Genomic DNA, 20,981 nt, shown 5'->3' on the forward strand with positions numbered 1-20,981 from the left:
GGAGGAAGAAATTATGCCTTATCACAAATTCAAATGCAGCGAGTGTATCCCGGAAAGAGAAAAGCACGCCGTCGTCAAAGGGCCTGGTGAAGATTTGACATCGTGTCTGCCCCTAGGTTATCTCAACACCATTCCGGGCACGATTTCCGAACGTGGATGTGCTTATTGCGGGGCCAAACATGTTATCGGGGCTCCGATGAAGGATGTCATTCATATGAGTCATGGACCGATCGGATGCACTTACGATACCTGGCAAACGAAACGCTATATCAGCGATAACGATAACTTTCAGCTCAAATATACCTTTGCCACAGATGTCAAGGAAAAACACATTATTTTTGGAGCTGAAAAAATTCTCAAGCAAAATATTATTGAGGCATTTCAGGCTTTTCCCGACATCAAACGGATGAGCCTCTACCAAACCTGCGCTACGGCCCTGATCGGGGATGATATGGGTGCAATTGCCCAGGAGGTCATGGAGGAAATGCCCGGCGTGGATATCTTTGTCTGTAATTCTCCGGGATTTGCAGGGCCGAGTCAGTCGGGAGGACATCACAAAATCAATCTTGCCTGGCTCGATCAGAAGGTGGGAACCTTTGAACCGGAAATTACCAGCAGGTACGTCATCAATTACGTCGGCGACTATAACATCCAGGGAGACACAGAAGTCATGGTGGACTATTTTAAGAGAATGGGCATCCAGGTGCTTTCCTGCTTTACCGGCAATGGGTCCTATGACTCACTCAGAGGGATGCACCGGGGTCACCTCAACGTTTTGGAATGTGCGCGTTCCTCCGAATACATCTGCAATGAACTGAGAGTAAGATATGGGATTCCGCGCCTCGATATCGAAGGTTTTGGCTTTAAACCACTGTCCCAGTCTCTGATGAAGGTCGCTATGTTTTTTGGTTTGGAAAAGGAAGCTCAGGCCATCATCGACGAAGAGATTGCCCGCTGGAAACCGGAACTCGACTGGTACGCCAAACGTCTGCGCGGGAAAAAGGTTTGTCTCTGGCCCGGCGGTTCCAAACTCTGGCACTGGGCGAATGTAATTCATGAAGAGATGGGAGTCGAGGTTGTCTCGGTGTATACGAAGTTTGGCCATCAGGGGGATATGGAAAAGGGGATTGCCCGCTGTCAGGAAGGTGCCTTGGCCATTGACGATCCCAACGAGCTGGAGGGCATTGAAGCCATGAAGACGCTAAAGCCTGACATCATCTTCACGGGGGTTCGTCCTGGTGAGGTTGCCAAAAAGCTTCGGGTTCAATACCTCAATGCTCATGCCTATCACAACGGTCCTTACAAAGGGTTTGAGGGTTGGGTCAGGTTTGCCCGGGACATCTATAACGCACTTTATTCGCCGATTCATCAGCTTTCCGGTCTGGACATCAGTAAGGATGAGATACCTACTGATGTAGGATTTCTGACACGTCAGATGATTTCTGATGTAAATATTAATCAGGACGAGGCAGCTTCAAGTGAGGAAAGACCGTATACGGGTGATTATGACTGTGTTACAAAATTACGCGGCAAGACTTATCCGCAATCACCAGGACCGCTTTCCAGCGCGGTGTAAAGGGGGCATGACAGTTATGGCGGAAATTATGGAAGATGCTCTGAGCGACAAGGTTGAGCAATTGGTGGATTATATTATGAAATGGTGTCTGTGGCAGTTTCACTCCCGTGCTTGGGACCGAGAGAGACAAAACGAGGGGATTCTCAGCAAAACTCAGCAATTATTGTGCGAGGAGCCTGTCGCGCTTGAGACCCCGGCGGACAAATGCTATTGGGTAGATGCCGTAATCCTGGCTGAGGATTTTAAAGCTGCGTACCCGTGGTTAGTTTCGATGGACAAACAAGAGATTAAGTCACTCATGCAGGGGCTTAAAGAGCGCATCGATTTCCTGACGATTAAGGGGTCACTTAATGAAGAGCTTACTGACCCGAAATATTAAGGTCAGGGGCTGTGCCGTCACGGTGGGCGTATAAAATCAAAAGGAAAGGGAGTCATGCTATGTCTTGTGAGATTAAAGATAAAGAACGTGCCGGCATTATCAACCCAATATTTACCTGTCAGCCTGCGGGAGCACAATATGCCAGCATAGGAATCAAGGATTGTCTGGCGATAGTTCATGGAGGACAGGGCTGTGTCATGTTCGTCCGCTTGTTGTTCGCCCAGCATTTCAAGGATAACTTTGATATCGCGTCTTCCTCAGTGCATGAGGATGGTGCAGTGTTTGGGGCCGTTCATCGCGTCGAGGAAGCGGTTGATGTAGTCCTCATGCGCTATCCCCATGTGAAAATCATACCCATTATCACAACCTGCTCGACGGAGGTTATCGGTGATGATGTCGAGGGTGTGATTCGCAAACTTAACCAGGGACTTTTAAAAGAAAAGTACGCCGACCGGGAGGTCTATCTCATTCCGGTTCATACCCCCAGTTTTAAAGGAAGCCAAGTGACGGGCTACGATGTTGCTCTGGAGGCTTTTGTCCAGACGCTGGCCCAAAAGGGCAAACCCAACGGGAAGCTCAACCTAATTACCGGCTGGGTCAACCCGGGAGATGTAACAGCCCTTAAGCATCTTCTGTCGGAAATGCAGGTAGAGGCAACCGTTCTTTTCGAAATTGAAAGTTTCGATTCCCCTCTGATGCCGGACCCGGATCATAGCGCGGTTTCTCACGGCAGCACTACGGTCGAAGATTTGATCGACACGGCAAATGCCTTGGGAACGATTGCGCTGAACAAATACGAAGGCGGAAAAGCCGCCCGCTATCTTGAAAAGGAATTTGACGTTCCAGCCATAATAGGGCCGACTCCTATCGGCATCCGCAATACGGATACCTTTTTGCAGAATCTGAAAAAAATAACCGAAAAACCGATTCCTGAGTCTCTGGTTCGCGAACGGGGGATTGCCATTGATGCACTGACCGATCTTGTGCACATGTTTTTTGCCGATAAGCGAGTTGCCATTTACGGACATCCTGATCTGGTCATAGGTCTGGCGGAATTTTGTCTTGATCTGGAGATGAAACCCGTACTGCTTCTGCTCGGCGATGACAATGTGACCTATCAGGACGATTCCCGTCTTAAAGCGTTTCAGGAAAACGTTGATTTTGAAATGCAGGTTATTTGTAATTCAGATCTGTGGGAACTGGAAGATCGGATCAAAAACCGGGGACTGGAACTTGATCTCATATTGGGCCATTCCAAAGGGCGCTTCATATCGATTGACAATGATATTCCTATGGTCCGCGTAGGGTTCCCCACTTATGATCGAGCGGGACTGTACCGCCATCCGGTTGTCGGCTATGCGGGAGCGATATGGCTGGCCGAAGAGATGGCAAATACGCTCTTCACTGATATGGAGCACAAAAAGAATAAAGAATGGATACTGAATGTATGGTAGAGAAAATTAATTAGGGTTCTGGGTAAGTAATGCTGGTAAAATCCAACCGGCTTTTAGCGGGCTAGTCAGAGTCTAATGATCATTAGGCTCTGACGTTGCAACGTCGGATACAAAAATGTCAATCTCTGCTGCTATGCTGGAAAAAAACCAGCGGCATCCCTGTTACTCCTTTGGTGCTCATCAGAAATTTGCGCGAATGCTATCGGTTTGCTTGGTGAAGACCGGTCTCAGGAATTTCGCGGCAAGGGACGACTGTCAGCGGCTTTGTCAATTAAGCAAATCAAAAATTAAGGGTGAAAGGACGGAAATAAGGAGATGAGGCTTCACTATTTGCAGCATGTTCCCTTTGAAAATCCTGGAAGTATTCTAGACTGGGCTAAGGAAAAAGGTTTTAGTATAACCAATACTCAAGTGTACAAAAATGACCTTTGGCCTGAGCAGCAGGATTTCGATTGGCTGGTAGTCATGGGTGGTCCGATGAATATCTACGAAGAAGAGGCTTATCCCTGGCTGATTAAGGAAAAAGCGTTCATCCGAGCGGCAATTGACTCGGGCAAAGTGGTTCTTGGCCTATGTCTGGGAGGGCAATTGATTGCCGATGCGATAGGCGGGAAGGTGACTCAAAATCCTTATCCGGAAATCGGCTGGTTTCCCATTCGTCTAAGCGAAGAAGCCAGGTCATCCCCTCTATTTTCCTTTTTTCCTCACCAGCCCGTCGTTTTCCAGTGGCATGGGGACACTTTCAGTGTTCTGCCGCAAGAGGCGAAATGTTTGGCAGAAAGCGATGCCTGTAAGCAGCAGGCTTTCATTTATAGAAAAAGAGTTTTTGGGTTTCAGTTTCATATGGAAACCACTTCGCCAATCATCAAGAGCCTGGTGGAAAACTGCGCGGGGGAAATGGTTCCCGGGACTTACGTTCAGACACCGGAAGAACTGCTCGCTCATTCTGAACATATTGTTTTAAATAATCAGTGGATGGCGATGTTTCTAACGCAACTAGAAAAGATGGATAGGCAGGGTGATCTGTGATGAACCAGGTAAGTTATACGACGAGAAACTGTACGGATCAGCAGAAAATTAAAACTTTCCTCGGGAGAGAAAGAACAGGTGTGCTTGGCTTGGTAAGTGATACTCTCCCATATGCCGTTCCACTGGACTATGTATGGCACAATGATTCTATTTACTTTCACGGCATGGGCTCCGGCAAAAAAGAAAAGATCCTTTCCCAACATCCCTTCGTTTGTTTCACGGTCTATAAGGAACTGGGTACCGTGACTGACCCGGTGCCTTGCCATGCTGATACGGCCTATATGAGTGTGATGATCTTCGGAAGGGCGGAAAAGGTGACTGATCCTGATGAGGCTGCCGCAGCTCTCCAGAAAGTGCTGGAAAAATTTATGCCCAATTATTACACTCAATCGTTAACAGGCACTTTAATAGAAAAGTATCGCTCTTCCATGGATGGGAATGCGGTTTCGGTTTACAGGCTAACGCCTCAGGAAATCACGGCTAAAGAAAACTCGGCAGATTTGGACAAACTGTTCCCCATGGAAACCCAATAAGGACTGTTGCCAAAATAGCAGGGTGTCCGAAGACCGTGATTTATACGTTTATGGAGGATGGGTTTATCACAGGGGACCAGATGTTGCTGGATTTGAAGCCATAACGAAATGAAAGAGGTCAGACTTTCTGTGAGTTAAGGGAGTCTGATCTTCTTGGTTTCTTAAATAGCCATAAAAACTAGCTTTGAATTTATTGGTCAAAGGGTGCAGCAGCAAATATCCGGCAAGGAATGTTTATCGGGTGGTTGGCAATAGTTCACCCGAGATACTTTGATGTAGGTATACAAGTGCCTTAAATCTAGAGTAAGAGGTACTTGTTGGATTTTGAGTATATCTATTCAGCTTAAAACTATATTAAAATCAAGAAATAATACATAATTATTCAGCTTTTCTTAAAACGCTGTGCTTTTATTCGTATAATTAATAGGCTGTATATTAATGAAACAATAATTAGAATACATATAATAATTATAATTTGAATTAGAGTAAAGGGATTATTAGTACCGTCAATATTACTAATAAAACCGAGTAAAATTCCAAGCAAAACTGGATAAACTATACTTCCTGATAATAGGACCCTTTTTGAACCTAATTTTTTCTCAAGTTTAAGACTGATAATTACATAACAAATACTTATTAGTGTAATCAAGCCTATGAGAAGCAAACTATAATTCATAAGCGTTTCTCCTGATTACTATATAATTTAATAATACAACTTAAAAGATTAAAAAAAGATTAAAGAGATGGTACTTCAACTCCAAAGTGATTTGCTGTTGCCCGCCGGAAACCTTAACCTGGGTCAGATGATTCTCCGCGTCGTAAACGAAGGTCTTTCCGGCTTACAAGTTACAATCACAGCCTTTTGCTTATTTTGTTAAAGAACATAGTTATTAAAACTGTTCCAATCAGCAAAATCGGTAAAAAATTAATACATGAATAAAATTCTTGGAGAGTATCCCCAAATTAATTAATTGGTCAGATACATATAACACAATAAAAACGTAGAAAAAAATACATATATTTTTGGTTATTCTCATTTAAATAATCCGCCCATTATTTATGATATGTGTCGCGAGCATGGTGCTCCCAACGAGATTAATTTACTAGCTAGCTATTGTTTGTGTAAATATCAGTTCCGGCCTCTGCTTTACCTTTTTTAATAATAAATGTTTTGATGGCGGAAAGCCCAACACCGCCGATTGCCCATCCAGGCACCATATCTACTATGATTGTGAGATTTTTTACGCTAATAGCGAAATAGCTGTCTGGATCAACATTCAATACCGGGTTTCTATTGGCCTATGAATACTGATTTAAAGTCAATTGATTATTCTCAAATCCATGGAAGGTATCCCTTATAATAAACTTCCCCACACTGGCATCATAATACCGGGCCATCAAGTAGTAAAGCCCTGTTACCTCATCATATCGGTAACCCGTATACCGATATGGGTTAGCCGAAGCCATACTTCCCGATTGAGAAAGAATATTTCCCCAAGCATCATACTGATACTGCGCCACAACAGTCCCACTCGCATCGGTTAATTTAACCACATCACCATGCCCATTAAGCTGATAATAATAGGTTGTCCCATTTTTCGTCATCGTAACAGGGTGTCCCTGGGCATCCCAAGTGTAGTCCGCCACAATATTATTGCTGGCATCGGTCTCATAGGCGACATTATCTCCGGCGTAGTGGTAATAAATCGTGCCGCTAGCCGTGGTCATGCTCGTTCGCTTGCCCGTATAATCGTAGGTGTACGTTGCCAGCGTATTTCCTCCGGAAGCCTTGACCTGAGTCAGGTGATTCTCCGCATCGTAAACGAAGGTCTTTGTCCCATTGCCAGTCAAGTTACCGTTAGCATCATAGCTGTAAGCTTGGCCATTGACGGCAGTCAGCTCATTGGCTGCATCATAGGTGTAATTCGTGACGGCTGATCCGTTGACCGTTTTCTTCGTCCGGTTGCCGACGGCATCGTATTGATAAGTGATCGTCGTTCCGTCCAGCTCTGTTTCCTGGGTCAGCTGGTTCAAGGCATCGTACTGGTAGCTGATGGTTCCGGCACTGGCAAATAATCTGGTGCATTGTTATCTATTGCCATTAGACGATAAAAATTACTGCTCGCCTTTTAGGTTTACAGATTTGCATGGAAGATAAATGGGTTTCGCGCTTTCAGTGCTCCCGGCAAAGCAAAGCGGTCAACTGGAAAAAACTAAAAGCAGCGCATTTACCCGGATAGGGTATATGCGCTGTTGGAGCAGTTCACAGTATGTAACCTATGTTATACTCTGATCAATATGAAAAAGGTCGGATTTCTTACAAGTTAAGGAATTCTGACCTTTTCAGTCTTTCAAATATTCGTGAAAACTAGCTTTAAATCTATTGAGAAATCCGGAAAGATACTGATGTTAATTTTATTCTTTTCATTGTAAACTTCCGGTCTACTATATCGCAGCAGAGTATGGCCAAATGCTGAGAATGCTTTTGAACACTTGGGGAAAGATTAGTATATTGCCGATGTTTGGGGAACACTTTCATTATTGGAACAGCATTTTGGAGGTGTACTGAATTGTCAGAGGCTCTTCAGACTCTTAAGGATCACTATGAGCTGGCCATTGTGGGTTGTGGACCGGCAGGGATGGCAGCGGCGCTTAATGCCAGGATTCGAAAGCGGGATTTTGTTTTGTTGGGTTCAGAATTCTGCAGCCCCAAACTCTCCAAAGCACCCCGGATTGAAAATTGGCTCGGATTTCCTGACATTGGGGGAGAAGAGCTAAGGCAGCGCTTTTTAAAGCATCTTGAGGAGAAGGACATTCCCATCATTCCCTTTAAAGTAATCAACATCTATCCCGGCCCCCCCTTCACCGTGGTGGGCAAGGAAAAATCTTTGGAAGCGGACGCGCTCATTTTGGCGACGGGCGTGTCCGTCAGTAAACTTTTTCCCGGAGAGGCCGAATTACTTGGTCTGGGTGTGGGGTATTGCGCCACCTGTGACGGGCCGCTCTATAAAAATAAGACGGTTGCCATTGTTGCTTATAACCGGGAAGGGGAAGATGAGGCTAATTTTATGGCAGGTATTTGTTCCAAGGTCTATTACCTTCCTTATTACAGCGATCCTTTAGAACTTGATGCGCGCATTGAGGTCAAAAAGAGCAAGGTTCAGAAAATCATTGGCACTCAAAACGTGGAGCGGCTTGATCTTGGTGAAGAACAATTAGCGGTTGACGGGGTTTTCATCATCAGAGAGAATCTGCCTGCCGAACAGCTTGTTTCCGACCTGGAGATGGCAGACGGAAGTATTAAAGTGAGTCATAACCTGGAGACTAATTTGCCGGGTTTATTTGCCGCGGGAGACTGCACCGGTCAACCGTATCAATTGATTAAGGCCGCTGGAGAGGGCGGGACTGCGGCATTGCAGGCTGTGAAATATCTTGATGGTTTAAAAGTTTCAGATCGCCAGGCTCCCGCTCTATAAGTAAAAATAAATGAAGGGTAGGATTTCCCTACCCTAAGCAAAATTATTGAGATACGAACGTAATATTCCTAATCGGGATACGAACCACCGGGCGACATCCATCAATAGGAGTACCGACATTGGAAAACAACCGGGCATTGGTTAATAAGGCCACGCCATCTTGTAAACCGCCAAAATTTCCAACCCAGAAGCTTGAGTCTATGCCAATCGCTAATCGCGCACCGATAGGGTAAGTGTCAAATAAACCAAGCCTGGAAGATCCACAGGGTGCTCCGCAAGACGAAAACTGTGTCCCAAATAGCATAGAGGTGATCCCCTTTCTGTTTATTAGCCACATAGGGCTATAAGAACTAGAAAAGCACGGGGATTCGCCATTTGGAATATTACTACTACAATTTATGGAAGCAAGCCCTTTAGTGTTACAGAACTACAAAACTGTCCCTAATTTCTTATAAATTTAAGGTTTAATCCCAGACATGTTTCAGCTTACTGACTGATAGAACAGACAGCTCCGCCGGCGTCAATATCGAGAACGCTGGTCTGGACTTTTGTGCCATGCCGCTCCATAGTGTTTAACATATCTCCAGCGATGGATTTCGTTGCAGCCTCCGGGGCGAGAGCAATCAGGGTAGGGCCGGACCCACTCAGTGCGGCTCCATAAGCCCCGGCATCCAGAGCCGCTTTTAAAGTTTCCAGCATGCCCGGAATGAGAACCGCCCGCTGGTTTTGATGAAGCAGGTCGCGCATCCCTTCTTTTAAAAGGGAATACTCTCCCCGGATAAAAGCGTCAATTAAAAGTCCGGCATGGGAAATATTGAAAACTGCCTCTTGTCTGGATACTTGAGGAGGTAAAATTCCCCGGGCCTTTTCTGTTTTTAAACGCAGATCGGGAATGAGAACTACAGCCTTCAGGTCGCCGGCCTGCCCTAAAATTCTGGGGAGAATCCCCTCTTCGCTGGGGACCGCTAAGGTGATTCCGCCGTACAAAGCAGGAGTGACGTTGTCGGGATGTCCTTCGAGAGTATTGGCAAGCTGCAGCAGTTCCAATGTGCTTAAGGGTGATCCGGCCAGGGCGTTGGCGGCGACAAGACCGCCGACGATGGCTGCCGAACTGCTGCCGAGACCACGGGCAGGGGGAATGTGATTTTCCAGTGTCAAAGCGACAGAAGGAGTCGGGTAATTAATTCTTGACCAAAGATAGCACATGGTTCGCCAAACCAGGTTGCTTTCATCTATGGAAATTCCCTCGCAGTAAGTTCCCGTCAAGGAAATTTGGAACGGCCGCCCTGTTTCAACTTTGATGAAGTTGTATAGCTGCAGCGCCAGACCCAGACAGTCAAAGCCGGGTCCCAGATTCGCGGAGGTGGCGGGGATTTTAACAATCATGACGTTGCCTCCTCCTCTTTTTCAAAGCGAATGACGTTGTGGATATTGAGGACTTTGCTGTAGGCCCTGACGGAGTCCAGAGCTTCCTGCAGCGCTCCTTCGCGGCAGGGATGGGTTAGAAGCACAATCTCGGCCTGTTGCTGCCCGCGGGGCTTTTGGATGATTGAGGCAAAGCTGATATTGGCCTCGGCAAAAAGCAGCGCTAAGGTTGCCAGAACCCGCGGCTCATCTTTAACTAAAAGGCGGATATAGAAGGCTGTGGAGAACTCGGAGGAAGCCTTCAGTCCAAGATTACGGTAACAGGTACAGTTGATCACAGACGTGGAGTTGGCCTGGATGTTGCGGATAACCCGGATGATATCGGAGACAATGGCGCTGCCTGTGGGAAGTGAGCCTGCTCCGCGGCCATAAAACATAGTTTCCCCAACGGCATCGCCAACGACGTAAATGGCATTAAAAACACCTTTGACCGCGGCCAGAGGGTGAGTGTTGGGCAAAATCGCTGGATGAACACGAACCTCAATGCCTTCCTCTTGATGTTTGGCAATGGCCAATAGTTTAATCGTGCAGCCCAGTTCCGCGGCATAGGCTAAATCTTCCCGCGTGATTTTGGAGATGCCCTCGACAAAAACGTCCTGAATGGTAACCCGTGAATTAAAGGCGATGGAAGAAAGGATGGCTAATTTACGCGCCGCATCTAAGCCATCGACATCGGCGGCAGGGTTGGCCTCGGCATAGCCGAGGCTCTGAGCTTCAGCCAGCACCTCGGCATAGTCGCGGCCCTGTTCCGCCATGGCAGTCAGAATATAGTTGGTTGTGCCGTTGATAATTCCCAGCAAGGCCGTAATCCGATTAGCGGCCAGCGCGTGTTTAAGCGCGGCAATGATGGGAATGCCGCCGGCAACGCTCGCCTCAAAATAAAGATCTTTGCCGGCGGCATTAGCCGCATCAAGGAGTTCCTGGCCGTGTAAGGCCAGCAAATCCTTATTGGCCGTAACAACGTGTTTACCCTGACGCAAGGCTTCTAATATATAAGAACGGGCCGGTTCAATTCCGCCGATGACTTCGACGACAATATCAATCTCCGGGTCGAGGAGAATGTCATTTGCTTGGTCCGTAAGCAGAAAATCTCCTCGTACGTCACGTGGAAGAAGGAGGTTGCGGACAAGAATTCGCTTAATATGAATCTCGCTTTGAGTTCGAGTTTGAATATCTTCCGCATTTTGCTGCAATATGCTGATGACGCCGCTTCCGACAGTTCCCAGTCCTAATAGACCGATGTTAATAGGCATTATATGACAGCCCCTCTCAATAAAAACAAATGTGTTGCCATAGTGGACATTATACCGCTTTCCAGCAAGTTTTGACAAGGGATTCTTAAAGTAATTGTTAATTTAAGAGAAAAAGGGTTGACACTGGGGAATGTATTCTGTATCATATACACAAAGTTAGCAATAGGGATGTCTTATAACAGAAGAGGAAGTGTATCTAGGGTTCCGAGGGCAGCCTGTCTGGTCCAAGCGATACAGAATCCAATCCAGGATTTACACCGTGGGTAGAAAAAACCCAAGCGGAAAGTTCCACGTTGCTAGGGACTCGGCTTGGGTTTTTGATTTGTTGAATTATTTAGAAAAAGGGGTAGATGGAATGGGACTTGTAATTTACTGTAATGGCGCTTTTGTTTCGGAAGAAGAGGCAAAAGTATCGATTTTTGACCATGGCTTTTTGTATGGGGACGGTATCTTCGAAGGAATACGCGCTTATCACGGCCGCGTGTTTAAATTGGAGGAGCACTTAAAACGCCTCTACGATTCCGCCAAATCGATTGCCTTATCCATCGGCATAACGAAGGATCAAATGCAGGAGATCGTCTTAGAAACCTTGCGCAGAAATAATTTAAGCAATGCCTATATTCGCCTGATTGTTTCCCGCGGCAAAGGAGACTTAGGGCTCGATCCCCATAAATGTCCGCAAGCGGCGATCTACTGTATCGCAGATCAAATCAAAATTTTCGAGCCGCTGATGTATGAAAGGGGTTTGCAAGTTAAAACTGCCGCTACCCGCAGGAACAATCCGGACTCCTTAAATCCGAGAATAAAATCCCTGAACTATCTTAATAATATTCTTGCCAAAATCGAAGCAAATCAAGCAGGGGTTGTGGAAGGGATCATGCTGACGCAAGATGGCTACGTTGCCGAAGGAACTTCGGACAATATTTTTATTTATCGCAATGGAGTATTGCTGACTCCTCCCTTGTCGGCCGGAGTTCTGGAAGGCATCACGAGGAATTCGGTCCTGGACCTCGCTCGCGATTTGGGGATTAAGACGGCTGAAGAGTTATTTACGCGGCATGATCTTTATACGGCTGAGGAGTGTTTTCTCACCGGTACAGCCGCTGAATTAATTCCTGTTGTCAATGTTGATGGACGGGATATTGAAAACGGCGTTCCCGGAGAGGTCTTTAAAAAACTTCTTGCTGCTTTTAGAGCTTTAACCCTGGTGAATGGCCCTGAAATTTACAATGTCACGAGCGCGACAGCCAGATAATTTAGGAGGGACAATGAACTATGACAGAAGAAAAGAAGGGATTAACAGGAGCGACAATTTTGTTAAATGCCTTGCAAGAGGAAGGCGTTGAAATTATTTTTGGTTACCCCGGCGGGGTGTTGCTTCCTTTATATGACGCTATGCTGGACAGTCCGATACGGCATGTCTTAGGACGGCATGAGCAAGGAGTGGTTTTCGCTGCCGATGGTTATGCCCGGGTGAGCGGCAAAGTCGGGGTTTGCCTGGCAACCTCCGGTCCCGGGGCAACAAACCTGGTGACCGGTATCACCAATGCTTTTTCCGATTCCATCCCACTTGTGGTTCTGACAGGTCAGGTACCCACAAGCTCCCTGGGGTCGGATTCATTTCAGGAAGTGGACATTATCGGCATTACCATGCCGATAACGAAGCATTCCTATTTGGTGAAAGACCCCAGGGAACTGCCCAGGATTGTCAAAGAAGCTTTTTATCTTGCCCGGACCGGACGCCCGGGTCCTGTACTCATCGACTTGCCCAAAGACGTCTTGGCTCAGGAAAATGTCGAGCCTTTTCCTAATGATATGAAGCTGAAGGGATATAAAATCTTCGGCAGAGGCAACAATAGTAAAATTGAGGAAGTAGTCCAAGCCCTTTCCGTATCCCGCAAACCGGTTCTCTATGCGGGTGGGGGGGTTGTAACGGCTAATGCCGAAAGAGCTCTCCGCCAATTTGCCGAAAAAGCGAATTTACCCGTTGTTACTACCTTGATGGGGATAGGCAGCCTTCCTTTTGGTCATCCCAATCTTTTAGGTATGGTTGGTATGCATGGCACGGTGACGGCTAATTATACGGTGGATGATTGCGATTTGTTAATAGCCGTGGGAGTTCGCTTCGATGATCGGGTGACGAGCGGCTTAGGGCATAAGTTCGCGACCAAAGCAACAGTCGTTCATATTGACATCGACCCGGTGGAAATCAGCAAAGTCGTGAAAACGCACATGCGGATTGTGGGCGATGCCCGTAAGATTCTGGAAGAGGTTCTGGAGGTCTTGCCGGAATATCCTCTGCCTGAACTCTCCCCGTGGTGGGAGCAAGTGCGCCAGTGGCAGCAGGAGCATCCTTTAAAGTGCGATTTGGAAAGCCTGTCTCCGGAAATGGTCGTAAAATGTCTGGGCGAGCTGGCCGGCGGGGAGTCAATCGTGGTCACAGATGTCGGCCAGCATCAAATGTGGGTTGCTCAATTCTATCCGACGGTGCATATGCGCAACTACGCCACGAGCTGCGGCCTGGGAGTTATGGGTTATGGTCTTCCGGCGGCGGTGGGGGCCCAATTAGCCCGTCCCGGGGATAAGGTCTTTTTGGTAACGGGTGACGGTTCCCTGCAAATGTCTCTGCAGGAACTGGGAACGATTGCTCAGAACAAGCTGCCGATCAAGATTATCTTACTGAATAACGGTGTTCTTGGCATGGTGCGCCAAATGCAAAAAATGTTTTATGAAGGGCGGTATAATCAGATCCAACTGGAGGGGAATCCGGATTTTGTCAAAGTGGCAGACGCTTATGGCATCCATGGTATTCATATAAACTCTGCGGATCAGGTGCAGGCGGCTATTGCCGAGGCTGTTGCTTACCCTGGTCCGGTATTGTTGGATTTTGTGATTTCGCCGGATGAAGATGTTTTGCCGTTGGTTCCTCCGGGCAAGGTCATTACTGAAATGATTGTGAGGTAAGAATATGTTGCATACACTGGCAGTTCTGGTGGAAAATCATCCAGGTGTTTTGATCAGGGTGGCCGGGCTTTTCGCCCGCAGGGCCTATAATATCGACAGCCTGACAGTATGTCAGACCGAGGACCCGGAAGTTTCCAGGATGACAATTGTTGTCGCCGGAGATGATCAGGAGATTGAACAAGTAAGAAATCAGCTGAGCAAACTGGTTGTTGTTCACTCTGTCGTAGATTTAACTGAAAAAAGCGTTGTGGACCGGGAACTGGCTTTAGTTAGGATTGAGTTTACTTCGGAGACCCGCTCGGACGTATTTCAAACCGTTGATGTTTTTCGAGGAAGGGTCGTGGATATGGGCAGAAGCAATATCACCGTCGAATTGACGGGAGATATTGAGAAAGTTGATGCCTTTGTTCATGCCATACGTCCCTATGGATTATTAGAACTCGTGCGGACGGGCAAAATAGCTATTATGCGATCAGAGGCCTGAGGTGTATAATAGATACTGTTTGCAGCTTGGTTTACTACAATAGTTTAGAGATGGAGAGGAAGATTTATAATGGCAAAAATGTATTATGAAGTTGATGCAAATCTGGAGTTACTCAAAGGCAAAGTTATTGCGGTCATGGGCTATGGAAGTCAAGGACATGCTCAAGCTCAGAACCTCAAAGATTCAGGTCTTCAAGTCTTAATCGGTCTTCGTCCCGGAAGCGCCCGCTGGGAACGCGCTCAAGCGGCGGGCTTCGAAGTGATGACAGTCACTGAGGCTGCCGCCCGCGCCGATATTATTCAAATTCTTCTGCCCGATGAAACTCAAAGCAAAGTATACGAAGCAGAAATAAAGCAACATTTAACCTCGGGCAAGGCCCTCGTTTTTTCCCATGGCTTTAACATTCATTTCGGACAAATTGTTCCTCCTAAAGATGTCGATGTCTTTATGGTTGCGCCCAAGAGTCCGGGGCATCTGGTCCGCCGCACCTATACCGAAGGAGCAGGCGTACCGTCTTTAATTGCTGTTCATCAGGATGCCACGGGAAAAGCCAAGGAATTGGCCTTAGCTTACGCTAAGGGCATAGGTTCCACCAAAGCCGGTGTCTTGGAAACAACCTTTGGTGAAGAAACAGAAACTGACTTATTCGGCGAGCAAGCGGTTCTTTGCGGAGGAACTTCAGAATTGGTTAAAGCTGGTTTTGATACCCTTGTGGAAGCCGGATATCAACCGGAAATTGCTTATTTTGAATGCCTGCACGAACTCAAACTGATCGTGGACTTAATGTATGAAGGCGGTCTGGGCTGGATGCGCTATTCGGTTTCCGATACAGCCCAGTATGGAGATATGACGGTTGGCAAACGGATTGTCAATGAAGAGACCCGCAAAGAAATGAAAAAGGTTCTGGCGGAAATTCAGAACGGAACCTTCGCTAAGAATTGGTTGTTGGAGAATCAGGCGAATCGCCCCGCCTTTAACGCTATGACACGCCGCGAAGAAAATCATCTGATTGAAAAAGTCGGTCAAGAGTTAAGAGGTATGATGAGCTGGCTGAAGAAACACGAGTAAGATACTCCAAGATCTCAAAACAGCGGGGATTGGATAACGGATTTGCAATAGAGAATGGGAAAAGGAGGGAGTAAGAGCTATGTCCATGACGATAACTGAAAAGATCCTGGCTAAACATGCTGGGTTGGATGAAGTAGTTCCCGGTCAGCTAATCACAGCTAAGCTGGATCTGGTCTTAGCCAATGATGTCACTGGTCCGGTAGCAATTCGTGAGTTTGCCAAATTTGGAACGGAAAATGTATTCGATCCTCACAAGGTGGCTCTTGTTCCGGATCATTTTGCTCCGAATAAAGATATTTCCTCGGCCGAACAGTGTAAGATGATGCGGGATTTTGCTCGAAGCCAACAAATTGAACACTATTTCGAGATCGGCAAAATGGGGATTGAGCATTGCCTTTTGCCGGAACAAGGACTTACTTTGCCGGGGGATTTAATTATCGGGGCTGATTCCCATACCTGCACTTATGGAGCTGTCGGGGCCTTTGCTACCGGAGTCGGCAGCACGGATTTGGCTGCGGGCATGGCTACGGGGGAAGCTTGGTTCCGGGTTCCTGAGTCGATGAAGTTTGTCTTTCACGGAACTGATTTCCAAAACTATGTAGGGGGAAAAGATCTTATTCTTTTCCTCATCGGCAAGATCGGCGTCGACGGCGCGCGCTATCGGGCGATGGAATTTACCGGTGACGGAATTGCGGCCTTATCCATGGATAACCGCTTTACCATGTGCAATATGGCGATCGAGGCAGGCGCGAAGAATGGCATTATCGCTCCTGATGAAAAGACCTTTGCTTATTTAGAAGGACGGGCCCGCCGTTCCTATCCCTGTTATTACAGTGATGACGATGCTCAGTACGTTGAGGTTCAGGACTTTAATGTCGCCGATATTCCCCTCCAGGTTGCCTTCCCGCACTTGCCGGAAAACACAAAGTCCGTACAAGAGGCCAGCGGCATCAAGGTAGATCAGGTGGTGATCGGCTCCTGTACGAACGGACGCCTGGAAGATTTGCGTATGGCGGCGAATATTCTGCGCGGCAAGAAAGTTCACCCTGAGATTCGTCTCTTGATTTTCCCCGGGACGCAAACTATTTACCGGGATGCCATGAAAGAGGGTATTATCGATACCCTGATCGAGGCCGGCGCGGCTGTAAGCACGCCGACTTGCGGACCGTGTTTAGGCGGCCATATGGGGATTTTGGCCAAAGGCGAGCGGGCTATCTCCACGACGAACCGGAATTTTGTAGGGCGCATGGGACATGTCGAAAGCGAAGTTTACCTGGCGAATCCGGCAGTGGCTGCAGCCTCGGCAATTAAGGGACAAATTGCCCATCCAGAGGAGGTATCTTAAGATGGGAAACGCTTGGAAGTTTGGACATGACATTGATACGGATGTCATTATTCCGGCACGTTATTTAAACCAGTCCAATCCGGAACATCTGGCCGCTCATTGCATGGAAGATGCGGGGACTAAGTTTGCCGAAGAAGTACAAGCAGGGGATATTATGATCGGAGGCAAGAACTTCGGCTGCGGTTCTTCCCGGGAGCATGCCCCTATTGCGATTAAAGCCTGCGGGATTAAAGTCGTGATTGCGGAATCTTTTGCCAGGATTTTTTACCGCAATGCTTTAAATATTGGCTTGCCAATCTTGGAATGCCCTGAGGCCGTGGCCGGAATTTCTCAGGGGGATGATGTTGAAGTTGATCTGGCCTCCGGCAAAATTGAGAATAAAACTACGGGTCTCCAATTTCAGGCGCGCGCGTTTCCGCTGTTTATGCAGGAATTGATTCGCGCCGGCGGGCTGGTTTCCTATGTTCGGGGGAGGGGACAGAATGCCTAAAGTCGTTGTTCTGCCGGGAGACGGTATCGGTCAGGAAATAACTCCTGAAGCGATTAAGGTCTTGCAGGCGGTCCTGAAAAACAGCTCTCTGAACTTAGAGTTTACAAACCACCTAATTGGTGGGGCGGCGATTGACGCAGTGGGAAAAGCACTTCCCGACGACACTCTCCAGGCGGCTTTAGCTGCGGATGCTGTTCTCTTGGGCTCAGTGGGCGGACCTAAGTGGGATACCTTACCGGCTCCCCAGCGTCCGGAGCTGGGCGGCCTTCTGGCTATCCGCAAGGCTTTAAGCCTTTTTGCCAATATCCGTCCGGTTAAGATGCTTCCCATGTTAGTAGATGCCTCAACGCTCCGTCCGGAAGTCGTGGCCAATGTCGACCTTGTGGTGTTGCGGGAGTTGACGGGCGGCCTCTATTTCGGTGAGAAAGGGCGGACAACAAATCCCCCCAGTGCCTATGACACTTTAATTTATTCAGATGAGGAAATTCGCCGTATTGTCGATTTGGGCTTCCAAATGGCTCGTCAGCGCCGCGGCAAGCTTTGTTCTGTGGATAAGGCCAATGTCCTGGAATCATCCCGTTTTTGGCGTGAAATCACTTTGGAGGTAGCCCGGGAATACCCGGATGTCGAATTGACCCATATGTATGTTGACAATGCTGCGATGCAGTTAGTTCGCTATCCGACCCAGTTCGATGTCATTGTCACCGAGAACATGTTCGGAGATATTCTTACCGATTTGGCCTCGATGCTGATGGGGTCCATCGGTATGATCTCGTCGGCAAGCTTAAACGGGAAAAAAGGATTGTATGAACCGGCTCACGGTTCGGCTCCGGACATTGCCGGCAAGAACATCGCCAATCCCTTGGCTACGATCTTGTCGGGGGCTTTAATGTTAAGGTACTCTTTCGGCTTGGAGGATGAAGCTCAAAGGATTGAGCGGGCCGTCGAAAAAGTATTGCAGGAGGGCTATCGCACATCGGATCTGGCCAAACCGGGGGATAAGGTTTTGGGAACCCGGGAGATGGGTGACGCGGTCGTAGCGGCCTTATAAGTTCCCGGATGGCCGTAATCTGAAACAATTGGTTGCTATTTTAATTCTCCTGGGTTAGAGTATAGTAAATTGGATAGTGAAACGTCGAGGATCGACCCAGTATGATGACAGTGGCGTTCAGAGAGAAAAACAAAAGCTGAGAGTTTTTCCGCCAGGCTATCAGAAACCCAGTCGTGAGACTCTGATGATGAATCAGACGGTTTCCGCCGTTATGAGGATGTTTACCGGTTTAGTCCGGTAACGTTGAGCTGGCATGGCAATAAAGGTGGTACCGCGGAAGGCTTCTTTCGTCCTTAATAGGGATGAAAGAGGCCTTTTTTATGTGAAACAGGCCGGGGCTAATAAAAGGCTTTCGGGACAGACAGAATAAAGAGAAGTGTTCAGCTACTAATCTTAGTATGTGATGGGGCCAGCGCAAGAGCGGACCCTGTCATTCGAGGAACTGGTTCAGGGAAGACGTTATAAAGAAAGGGTGTTGGGACATGAAACTAAGTGTTGGTTTCATCGGTGCCGGAAATATAGCCGAGGCTATGATCAGTGGTTTAACTAAAGTGGAAAAAGATATCCAAATCCGAGTGACGAATCAATCTAATCATGAGAGGTTGCAGGATTTAGTTGCCAAATATGGAATTATGGCTGTTCAGTTGAAGGAACTTATAGAAAACTCCGCGGTCCTGATTATCGCCGTAAAACCTAAAAACGTCGTCGATGTACTTAAGCATTTAAAAAACTATGCTTTAGGGGATAAGCTGATCATCAGCGTAGCGGCAGGCATACCTCTGCGGCTGCTCAATCAGTATTTGCCTGGAGCCGCAGTTATCCGGGCGATGCCTAATACCTCAACAACCGTACTGCACTCCATGACCGGATTGGTGCGCGGTGAAAATGTTACGGCAGAGCAGACGGAAATCGTTGAACAGATTTTTTCAGCCGTGGGGAAAATCTTATGGATTCCGGAGGAAAAGATGAATGCCATTACGGCCATTAGCGGCAGCGGTCCGGCCTATTTCTATTTGTTTATTGAAAGCCTGATTCTGGCCGGGATTCAGTTGGGGTTAACTGAAGAAGAAGCAGAAATGCTGGTGCTGGAAACTTCAATCGGAGCAGGAAAAATGATTGCGGAGAGCGGCAAGTCGCCGGGAAGACTGCGCAAGGAAGTGACTTCTCCCAACGGGACTACCTATGCGGCAATAAGTGTCTTTACGGAAGAAAGGCTGGCCGAAATCGTGCTTAAGGCCGCAAAGGCCTGTGCCCGGCGTTCAGAAGCTATGGAAGGAGAGTATTCGCTGTGACAACGTTTGCGGTTCGGCGGATTGTTTTAAAAATAGGAAGCAGCAGTCTGAACCATCCGCAAGGAGGTTTAGATGAGCAAGCTATTGCCGAAGTCGCCGGGGTGATTGCTGCTTTAAGGCAAAAGGGCATAGAGTGTGTCTTGGTGAGTTCAGGCGCAGTGGCGGCCGGAATGGGAAAGCTGGGGCTGGCGGCACGGCCCCGGGACCTGGCGGGCAAACAAGCGGTGGCTGCGGTCGGCCAGGGAGTGCTGATTGAAAAATATGCTCGAAATCTGGAGCGGCATGGCCTTGTAGGGGCGCAAATTCTTTTGTCCCGCCTCGATTTGGCGGAGGTGTCGCGTTACCATAACGCTCAAAATACCTTGGAAAAATTGTTGAGGCTGCAGGTAATTCCGATTATTAATGAAAATGACACTGTCGCCGTTGAAGAACTCTGCTTCGGAGATAATGACAGTCTCTCAGCCTTGGTCGCGGGGTTTGTTCACGCTGAGCTGTTAGTCATTCTTACGGATGTGGATGGTTTATACACGGCAAACCCTAAAAAGGACCCTTCAGCCCAACTTATTACAGAGGTTTCCGAGGTGTCCGCCGTGGAAATGCTGGCCGGAGGAGCAGGGAGTATGCTGGGAACCGGGGGGATGGTGACCAAACTCAGGGCGGCTAAGATTGCCACCCGTTTCGGCATAGGCATGCTTCTTTTAAACTTCACGCGGATCAGAGAACTTTTGAAGCTTAACGAAAGCCAGGCTGTGCAAGGAACGTATTTTCAACCGCTGAAGCACCGCCTGGCCGGGCGGAAACGTTGGATTGCCTATGCAGGGCTGTCTGAAGGCAGTATCTGCATCGACGACGGCGCGGAGAAGGCTTTAGTGGAAGAAGGGAAAAGCCTCCTGGCTAAAGGGATTAAATCTACGGAAGGAACCTGGGAACGCCATGAGATTGTGCGTATTGTCAATTTGCGGGGAGAGGAGGTCGCCAGGGGAGTTGTGGAATTGAGCGGTGAAGAGGTAGAACTTGTCAAAGGTTTGCATTCGGAAAAAATGCCTCAATTAATTCCCGACATTACCGGGGAGGAAGTAGTCCACCGGGACAATATGACCTTGATGCTGGATATGTGATTGGCCAGGATAGCTATGGAACATGTTCGATTTAGAACCTGTTG

21 protein-coding genes are annotated in these 20,981 nt (G+C 47.8%); 16 read left to right on the forward strand and 5 right to left on the reverse strand.

Going from position 1 to position 20,981, the window contains the following annotated elements; genetic code table 11:
• The first annotated feature begins 13 nt into the window (after positions 1-13).
• The 5 genes from anfD (at position 14) to REC12_RS19860 (ending at position 4,971) form a co-directional block, all read left to right on the forward strand.
• Complete coding sequence (gene anfD, locus REC12_RS19840; RefSeq protein WP_308897498.1) at positions 14-1,576, forward strand: nitrogenase iron-iron protein, alpha chain; 1,563 nt, start codon at positions 14-16, stop codon at positions 1,574-1,576.
• Between the two features lie 28 nt (positions 1,577-1,604).
• Positions 1,605-1,955: a Fe-only nitrogenase subunit delta gene (anfG, locus tag REC12_RS19845; RefSeq protein ID WP_308897545.1), complete on the forward strand. Its 351-nt coding sequence runs from the start codon at positions 1,605-1,607 to the stop codon at positions 1,953-1,955.
• A gap of 59 nt (positions 1,956-2,014) precedes the next feature.
• Positions 2,015-3,409 carry a Fe-only nitrogenase subunit beta gene (gene anfK, locus REC12_RS19850; RefSeq protein WP_308897500.1) on the forward strand — a complete coding sequence of 465 codons (1,395 nt, stop codon included), beginning with the start codon at positions 2,015-2,017 and terminating at the stop codon, positions 3,407-3,409.
• Positions 3,410-3,724: 315 nt separating this feature from the next.
• A complete protein-coding gene (locus tag REC12_RS19855) occupies positions 3,725-4,438 on the forward strand; it encodes a type 1 glutamine amidotransferase (protein ID WP_308897501.1) in 714 nt (237 codons plus the stop codon).
• The gene (locus REC12_RS19860) at positions 4,438-4,971 is read left to right on the forward strand and encodes a pyridoxamine 5'-phosphate oxidase family protein (RefSeq protein ID WP_308897503.1); all 534 of its coding nucleotides are present in this window, start codon (positions 4,438-4,440) and stop codon (positions 4,969-4,971) included. The genes REC12_RS19855 and REC12_RS19860 overlap by 1 nt, the downstream gene beginning before the upstream one ends.
• Before the next feature lie 1,107 nt (positions 4,972-6,078).
• On the opposite strand, the gene REC12_RS19865 is transcribed toward REC12_RS19860, so the two are convergent.
• Both REC12_RS19865 and REC12_RS19870 read right to left on the reverse strand, forming a co-directional pair.
• The gene (locus tag REC12_RS19865; protein ID WP_308897504.1) at positions 6,079-6,252 is read right to left on the reverse strand and encodes a hypothetical protein; all 174 of its coding nucleotides are present in this window, start codon (positions 6,250-6,252) and stop codon (positions 6,079-6,081) included.
• 18 nt (positions 6,253-6,270) lie between these two features.
• Complete coding sequence (locus REC12_RS19870) at positions 6,271-7,026, reverse strand: RHS repeat domain-containing protein (protein ID WP_510167180.1); 756 nt, start codon at positions 7,024-7,026, stop codon at positions 6,271-6,273.
• Between the two features lie 515 nt (positions 7,027-7,541).
• On the opposite strand from REC12_RS19870, the gene REC12_RS19875 reads away from it, so the two are divergent.
• Complete coding sequence (locus REC12_RS19875) at positions 7,542-8,447, forward strand: NAD(P)/FAD-dependent oxidoreductase (RefSeq protein ID WP_308897507.1); 906 nt, start codon at positions 7,542-7,544, stop codon at positions 8,445-8,447.
• A gap of 43 nt (positions 8,448-8,490) precedes the next feature.
• On the opposite strand, the gene REC12_RS19880 is transcribed toward REC12_RS19875, so the two are convergent.
• From REC12_RS19880 to REC12_RS19890, 3 genes are all read right to left on the reverse strand, one after another.
• Complete coding sequence (locus REC12_RS19880) at positions 8,491-8,751, reverse strand: hypothetical protein (RefSeq protein WP_308897508.1); 261 nt, start codon at positions 8,749-8,751, stop codon at positions 8,491-8,493.
• 182 nt (positions 8,752-8,933) lie between these two features.
• Positions 8,934-9,833: a homoserine kinase gene (gene thrB / locus REC12_RS19885; protein WP_308897509.1), complete on the reverse strand. Its 900-nt coding sequence runs from the start codon at positions 9,831-9,833 to the stop codon at positions 8,934-8,936.
• Entirely contained in the window at positions 9,830-11,125 is a 1,296-nt protein-coding gene (locus tag REC12_RS19890) for a homoserine dehydrogenase (protein ID WP_308897510.1), read from the reverse strand. Before REC12_RS19890 ends, thrB begins: the two co-directional genes overlap by 4 nt.
• A 355-nt stretch (positions 11,126-11,480) precedes the next feature.
• Here REC12_RS19890 and ilvE point away from each other — a divergent pair, with 355 nt between their 5' ends.
• From ilvE to proB, 10 genes are all read left to right on the forward strand, one after another.
• Positions 11,481-12,380 carry a branched-chain-amino-acid transaminase gene (gene ilvE, locus REC12_RS19895; protein ID WP_308897511.1) on the forward strand — a complete coding sequence of 300 codons (900 nt, stop codon included), beginning with the start codon at positions 11,481-11,483 and terminating at the stop codon, positions 12,378-12,380.
• 20 nt (positions 12,381-12,400) lie between these two features.
• Positions 12,401-14,089 carry a biosynthetic-type acetolactate synthase large subunit gene (gene ilvB / locus REC12_RS19900; protein WP_308897512.1) on the forward strand — a complete coding sequence of 563 codons (1,689 nt, stop codon included), beginning with the start codon at positions 12,401-12,403 and terminating at the stop codon, positions 14,087-14,089.
• A gap of 4 nt (positions 14,090-14,093) precedes the next feature.
• Positions 14,094-14,573: an acetolactate synthase small subunit gene (gene ilvN, locus REC12_RS19905; protein WP_308897513.1), complete on the forward strand. Its 480-nt coding sequence runs from the start codon at positions 14,094-14,096 to the stop codon at positions 14,571-14,573.
• A gap of 69 nt (positions 14,574-14,642) precedes the next feature.
• Complete coding sequence (gene ilvC, locus REC12_RS19910) at positions 14,643-15,641, forward strand: ketol-acid reductoisomerase (RefSeq protein WP_308897514.1); 999 nt, start codon at positions 14,643-14,645, stop codon at positions 15,639-15,641.
• Positions 15,642-15,720: 79 nt separating this feature from the next.
• On the forward strand, positions 15,721-16,986 hold the full coding sequence (leuC, locus tag REC12_RS19915; RefSeq protein WP_308897515.1) for a 3-isopropylmalate dehydratase large subunit: 1,266 nt from the start codon (positions 15,721-15,723) through the stop codon (positions 16,984-16,986).
• A 1-nt stretch (position 16,987) separates the two neighbouring features.
• Positions 16,988-17,476, forward strand: a complete 489-nt coding sequence (locus REC12_RS19920; protein WP_308897516.1) for a 3-isopropylmalate dehydratase small subunit — start codon at positions 16,988-16,990, stop codon at positions 17,474-17,476.
• Positions 17,469-18,527 carry a 3-isopropylmalate dehydrogenase gene (gene leuB, locus REC12_RS19925; RefSeq protein WP_308897517.1) on the forward strand — a complete coding sequence of 353 codons (1,059 nt, stop codon included), beginning with the start codon at positions 17,469-17,471 and terminating at the stop codon, positions 18,525-18,527. Before REC12_RS19920 ends, leuB begins: the two co-directional genes overlap by 8 nt.
• Before the next feature lie 76 nt (positions 18,528-18,603).
• On the forward strand, positions 18,604-18,768 hold the full coding sequence (locus REC12_RS19930) for a hypothetical protein (RefSeq protein WP_308897518.1): 165 nt from the start codon (positions 18,604-18,606) through the stop codon (positions 18,766-18,768).
• A 241-nt stretch (positions 18,769-19,009) separates the two neighbouring features.
• On the forward strand, positions 19,010-19,819 hold the full coding sequence (proC, locus tag REC12_RS19935; protein ID WP_308897519.1) for a pyrroline-5-carboxylate reductase: 810 nt from the start codon (positions 19,010-19,012) through the stop codon (positions 19,817-19,819).
• Positions 19,816-20,937, forward strand: coding sequence for a glutamate 5-kinase (gene proB / locus REC12_RS19940; RefSeq protein ID WP_308897521.1), 1,122 nt, complete (start codon positions 19,816-19,818; stop codon positions 20,935-20,937). The genes proC and proB overlap by 4 nt, the downstream gene beginning before the upstream one ends.
• The last annotated feature ends 44 nt before the right edge of the window (positions 20,938-20,981 follow it).

This window comes from Candidatus Desulfosporosinus nitrosoreducens, from assembly GCF_030954495.1.
Lineage (GTDB): Bacteria > Bacillota > Desulfitobacteriia > Desulfitobacteriales > Desulfitobacteriaceae > Desulfosporosinus > Desulfosporosinus nitrosoreducens.

Coding starts and splice junctions, on each gene's coding strand:
- anfD (WP_308897498.1), top strand. CDS start 14: ATGCCTTATCACAAATTCAAATGCAGCGAGTGTATCCCGGAAAGAGAA.
- anfG (WP_308897545.1), top strand. CDS start 1,605: ATGGAAGATGCTCTGAGCGACAAGGTTGAGCAATTGGTGGATTATATT.
- anfK (WP_308897500.1), top strand. CDS start 2,015: ATGTCTTGTGAGATTAAAGATAAAGAACGTGCCGGCATTATCAACCCA.
- REC12_RS19855 (WP_308897501.1), top strand. CDS start 3,725: ATGAGGCTTCACTATTTGCAGCATGTTCCCTTTGAAAATCCTGGAAGT.
- REC12_RS19860 (WP_308897503.1), top strand. CDS start 4,438: ATGAACCAGGTAAGTTATACGACGAGAAACTGTACGGATCAGCAGAAA.
- REC12_RS19880 (WP_308897508.1), bottom strand. CDS start 8,751: ATGCTATTTGGGACACAGTTTTCGTCTTGCGGAGCACCCTGTGGATCT.
- thrB (WP_308897509.1), bottom strand. CDS start 9,833: ATGATTGTTAAAATCCCCGCCACCTCCGCGAATCTGGGACCCGGCTTT.
- REC12_RS19890 (WP_308897510.1), bottom strand. CDS start 11,125: ATGCCTATTAACATCGGTCTATTAGGACTGGGAACTGTCGGAAGCGGC.
- ilvE (WP_308897511.1), top strand. CDS start 11,481: ATGGGACTTGTAATTTACTGTAATGGCGCTTTTGTTTCGGAAGAAGAG.
- ilvB (WP_308897512.1), top strand. CDS start 12,401: ATGACAGAAGAAAAGAAGGGATTAACAGGAGCGACAATTTTGTTAAAT.
- ilvN (WP_308897513.1), top strand. CDS start 14,094: ATGTTGCATACACTGGCAGTTCTGGTGGAAAATCATCCAGGTGTTTTG.
- ilvC (WP_308897514.1), top strand. CDS start 14,643: ATGGCAAAAATGTATTATGAAGTTGATGCAAATCTGGAGTTACTCAAA.
- leuC (WP_308897515.1), top strand. CDS start 15,721: ATGTCCATGACGATAACTGAAAAGATCCTGGCTAAACATGCTGGGTTG.
- REC12_RS19920 (WP_308897516.1), top strand. CDS start 16,988: ATGGGAAACGCTTGGAAGTTTGGACATGACATTGATACGGATGTCATT.
- leuB (WP_308897517.1), top strand. CDS start 17,469: ATGCCTAAAGTCGTTGTTCTGCCGGGAGACGGTATCGGTCAGGAAATA.
- proC (WP_308897519.1), top strand. CDS start 19,010: ATGAAACTAAGTGTTGGTTTCATCGGTGCCGGAAATATAGCCGAGGCT.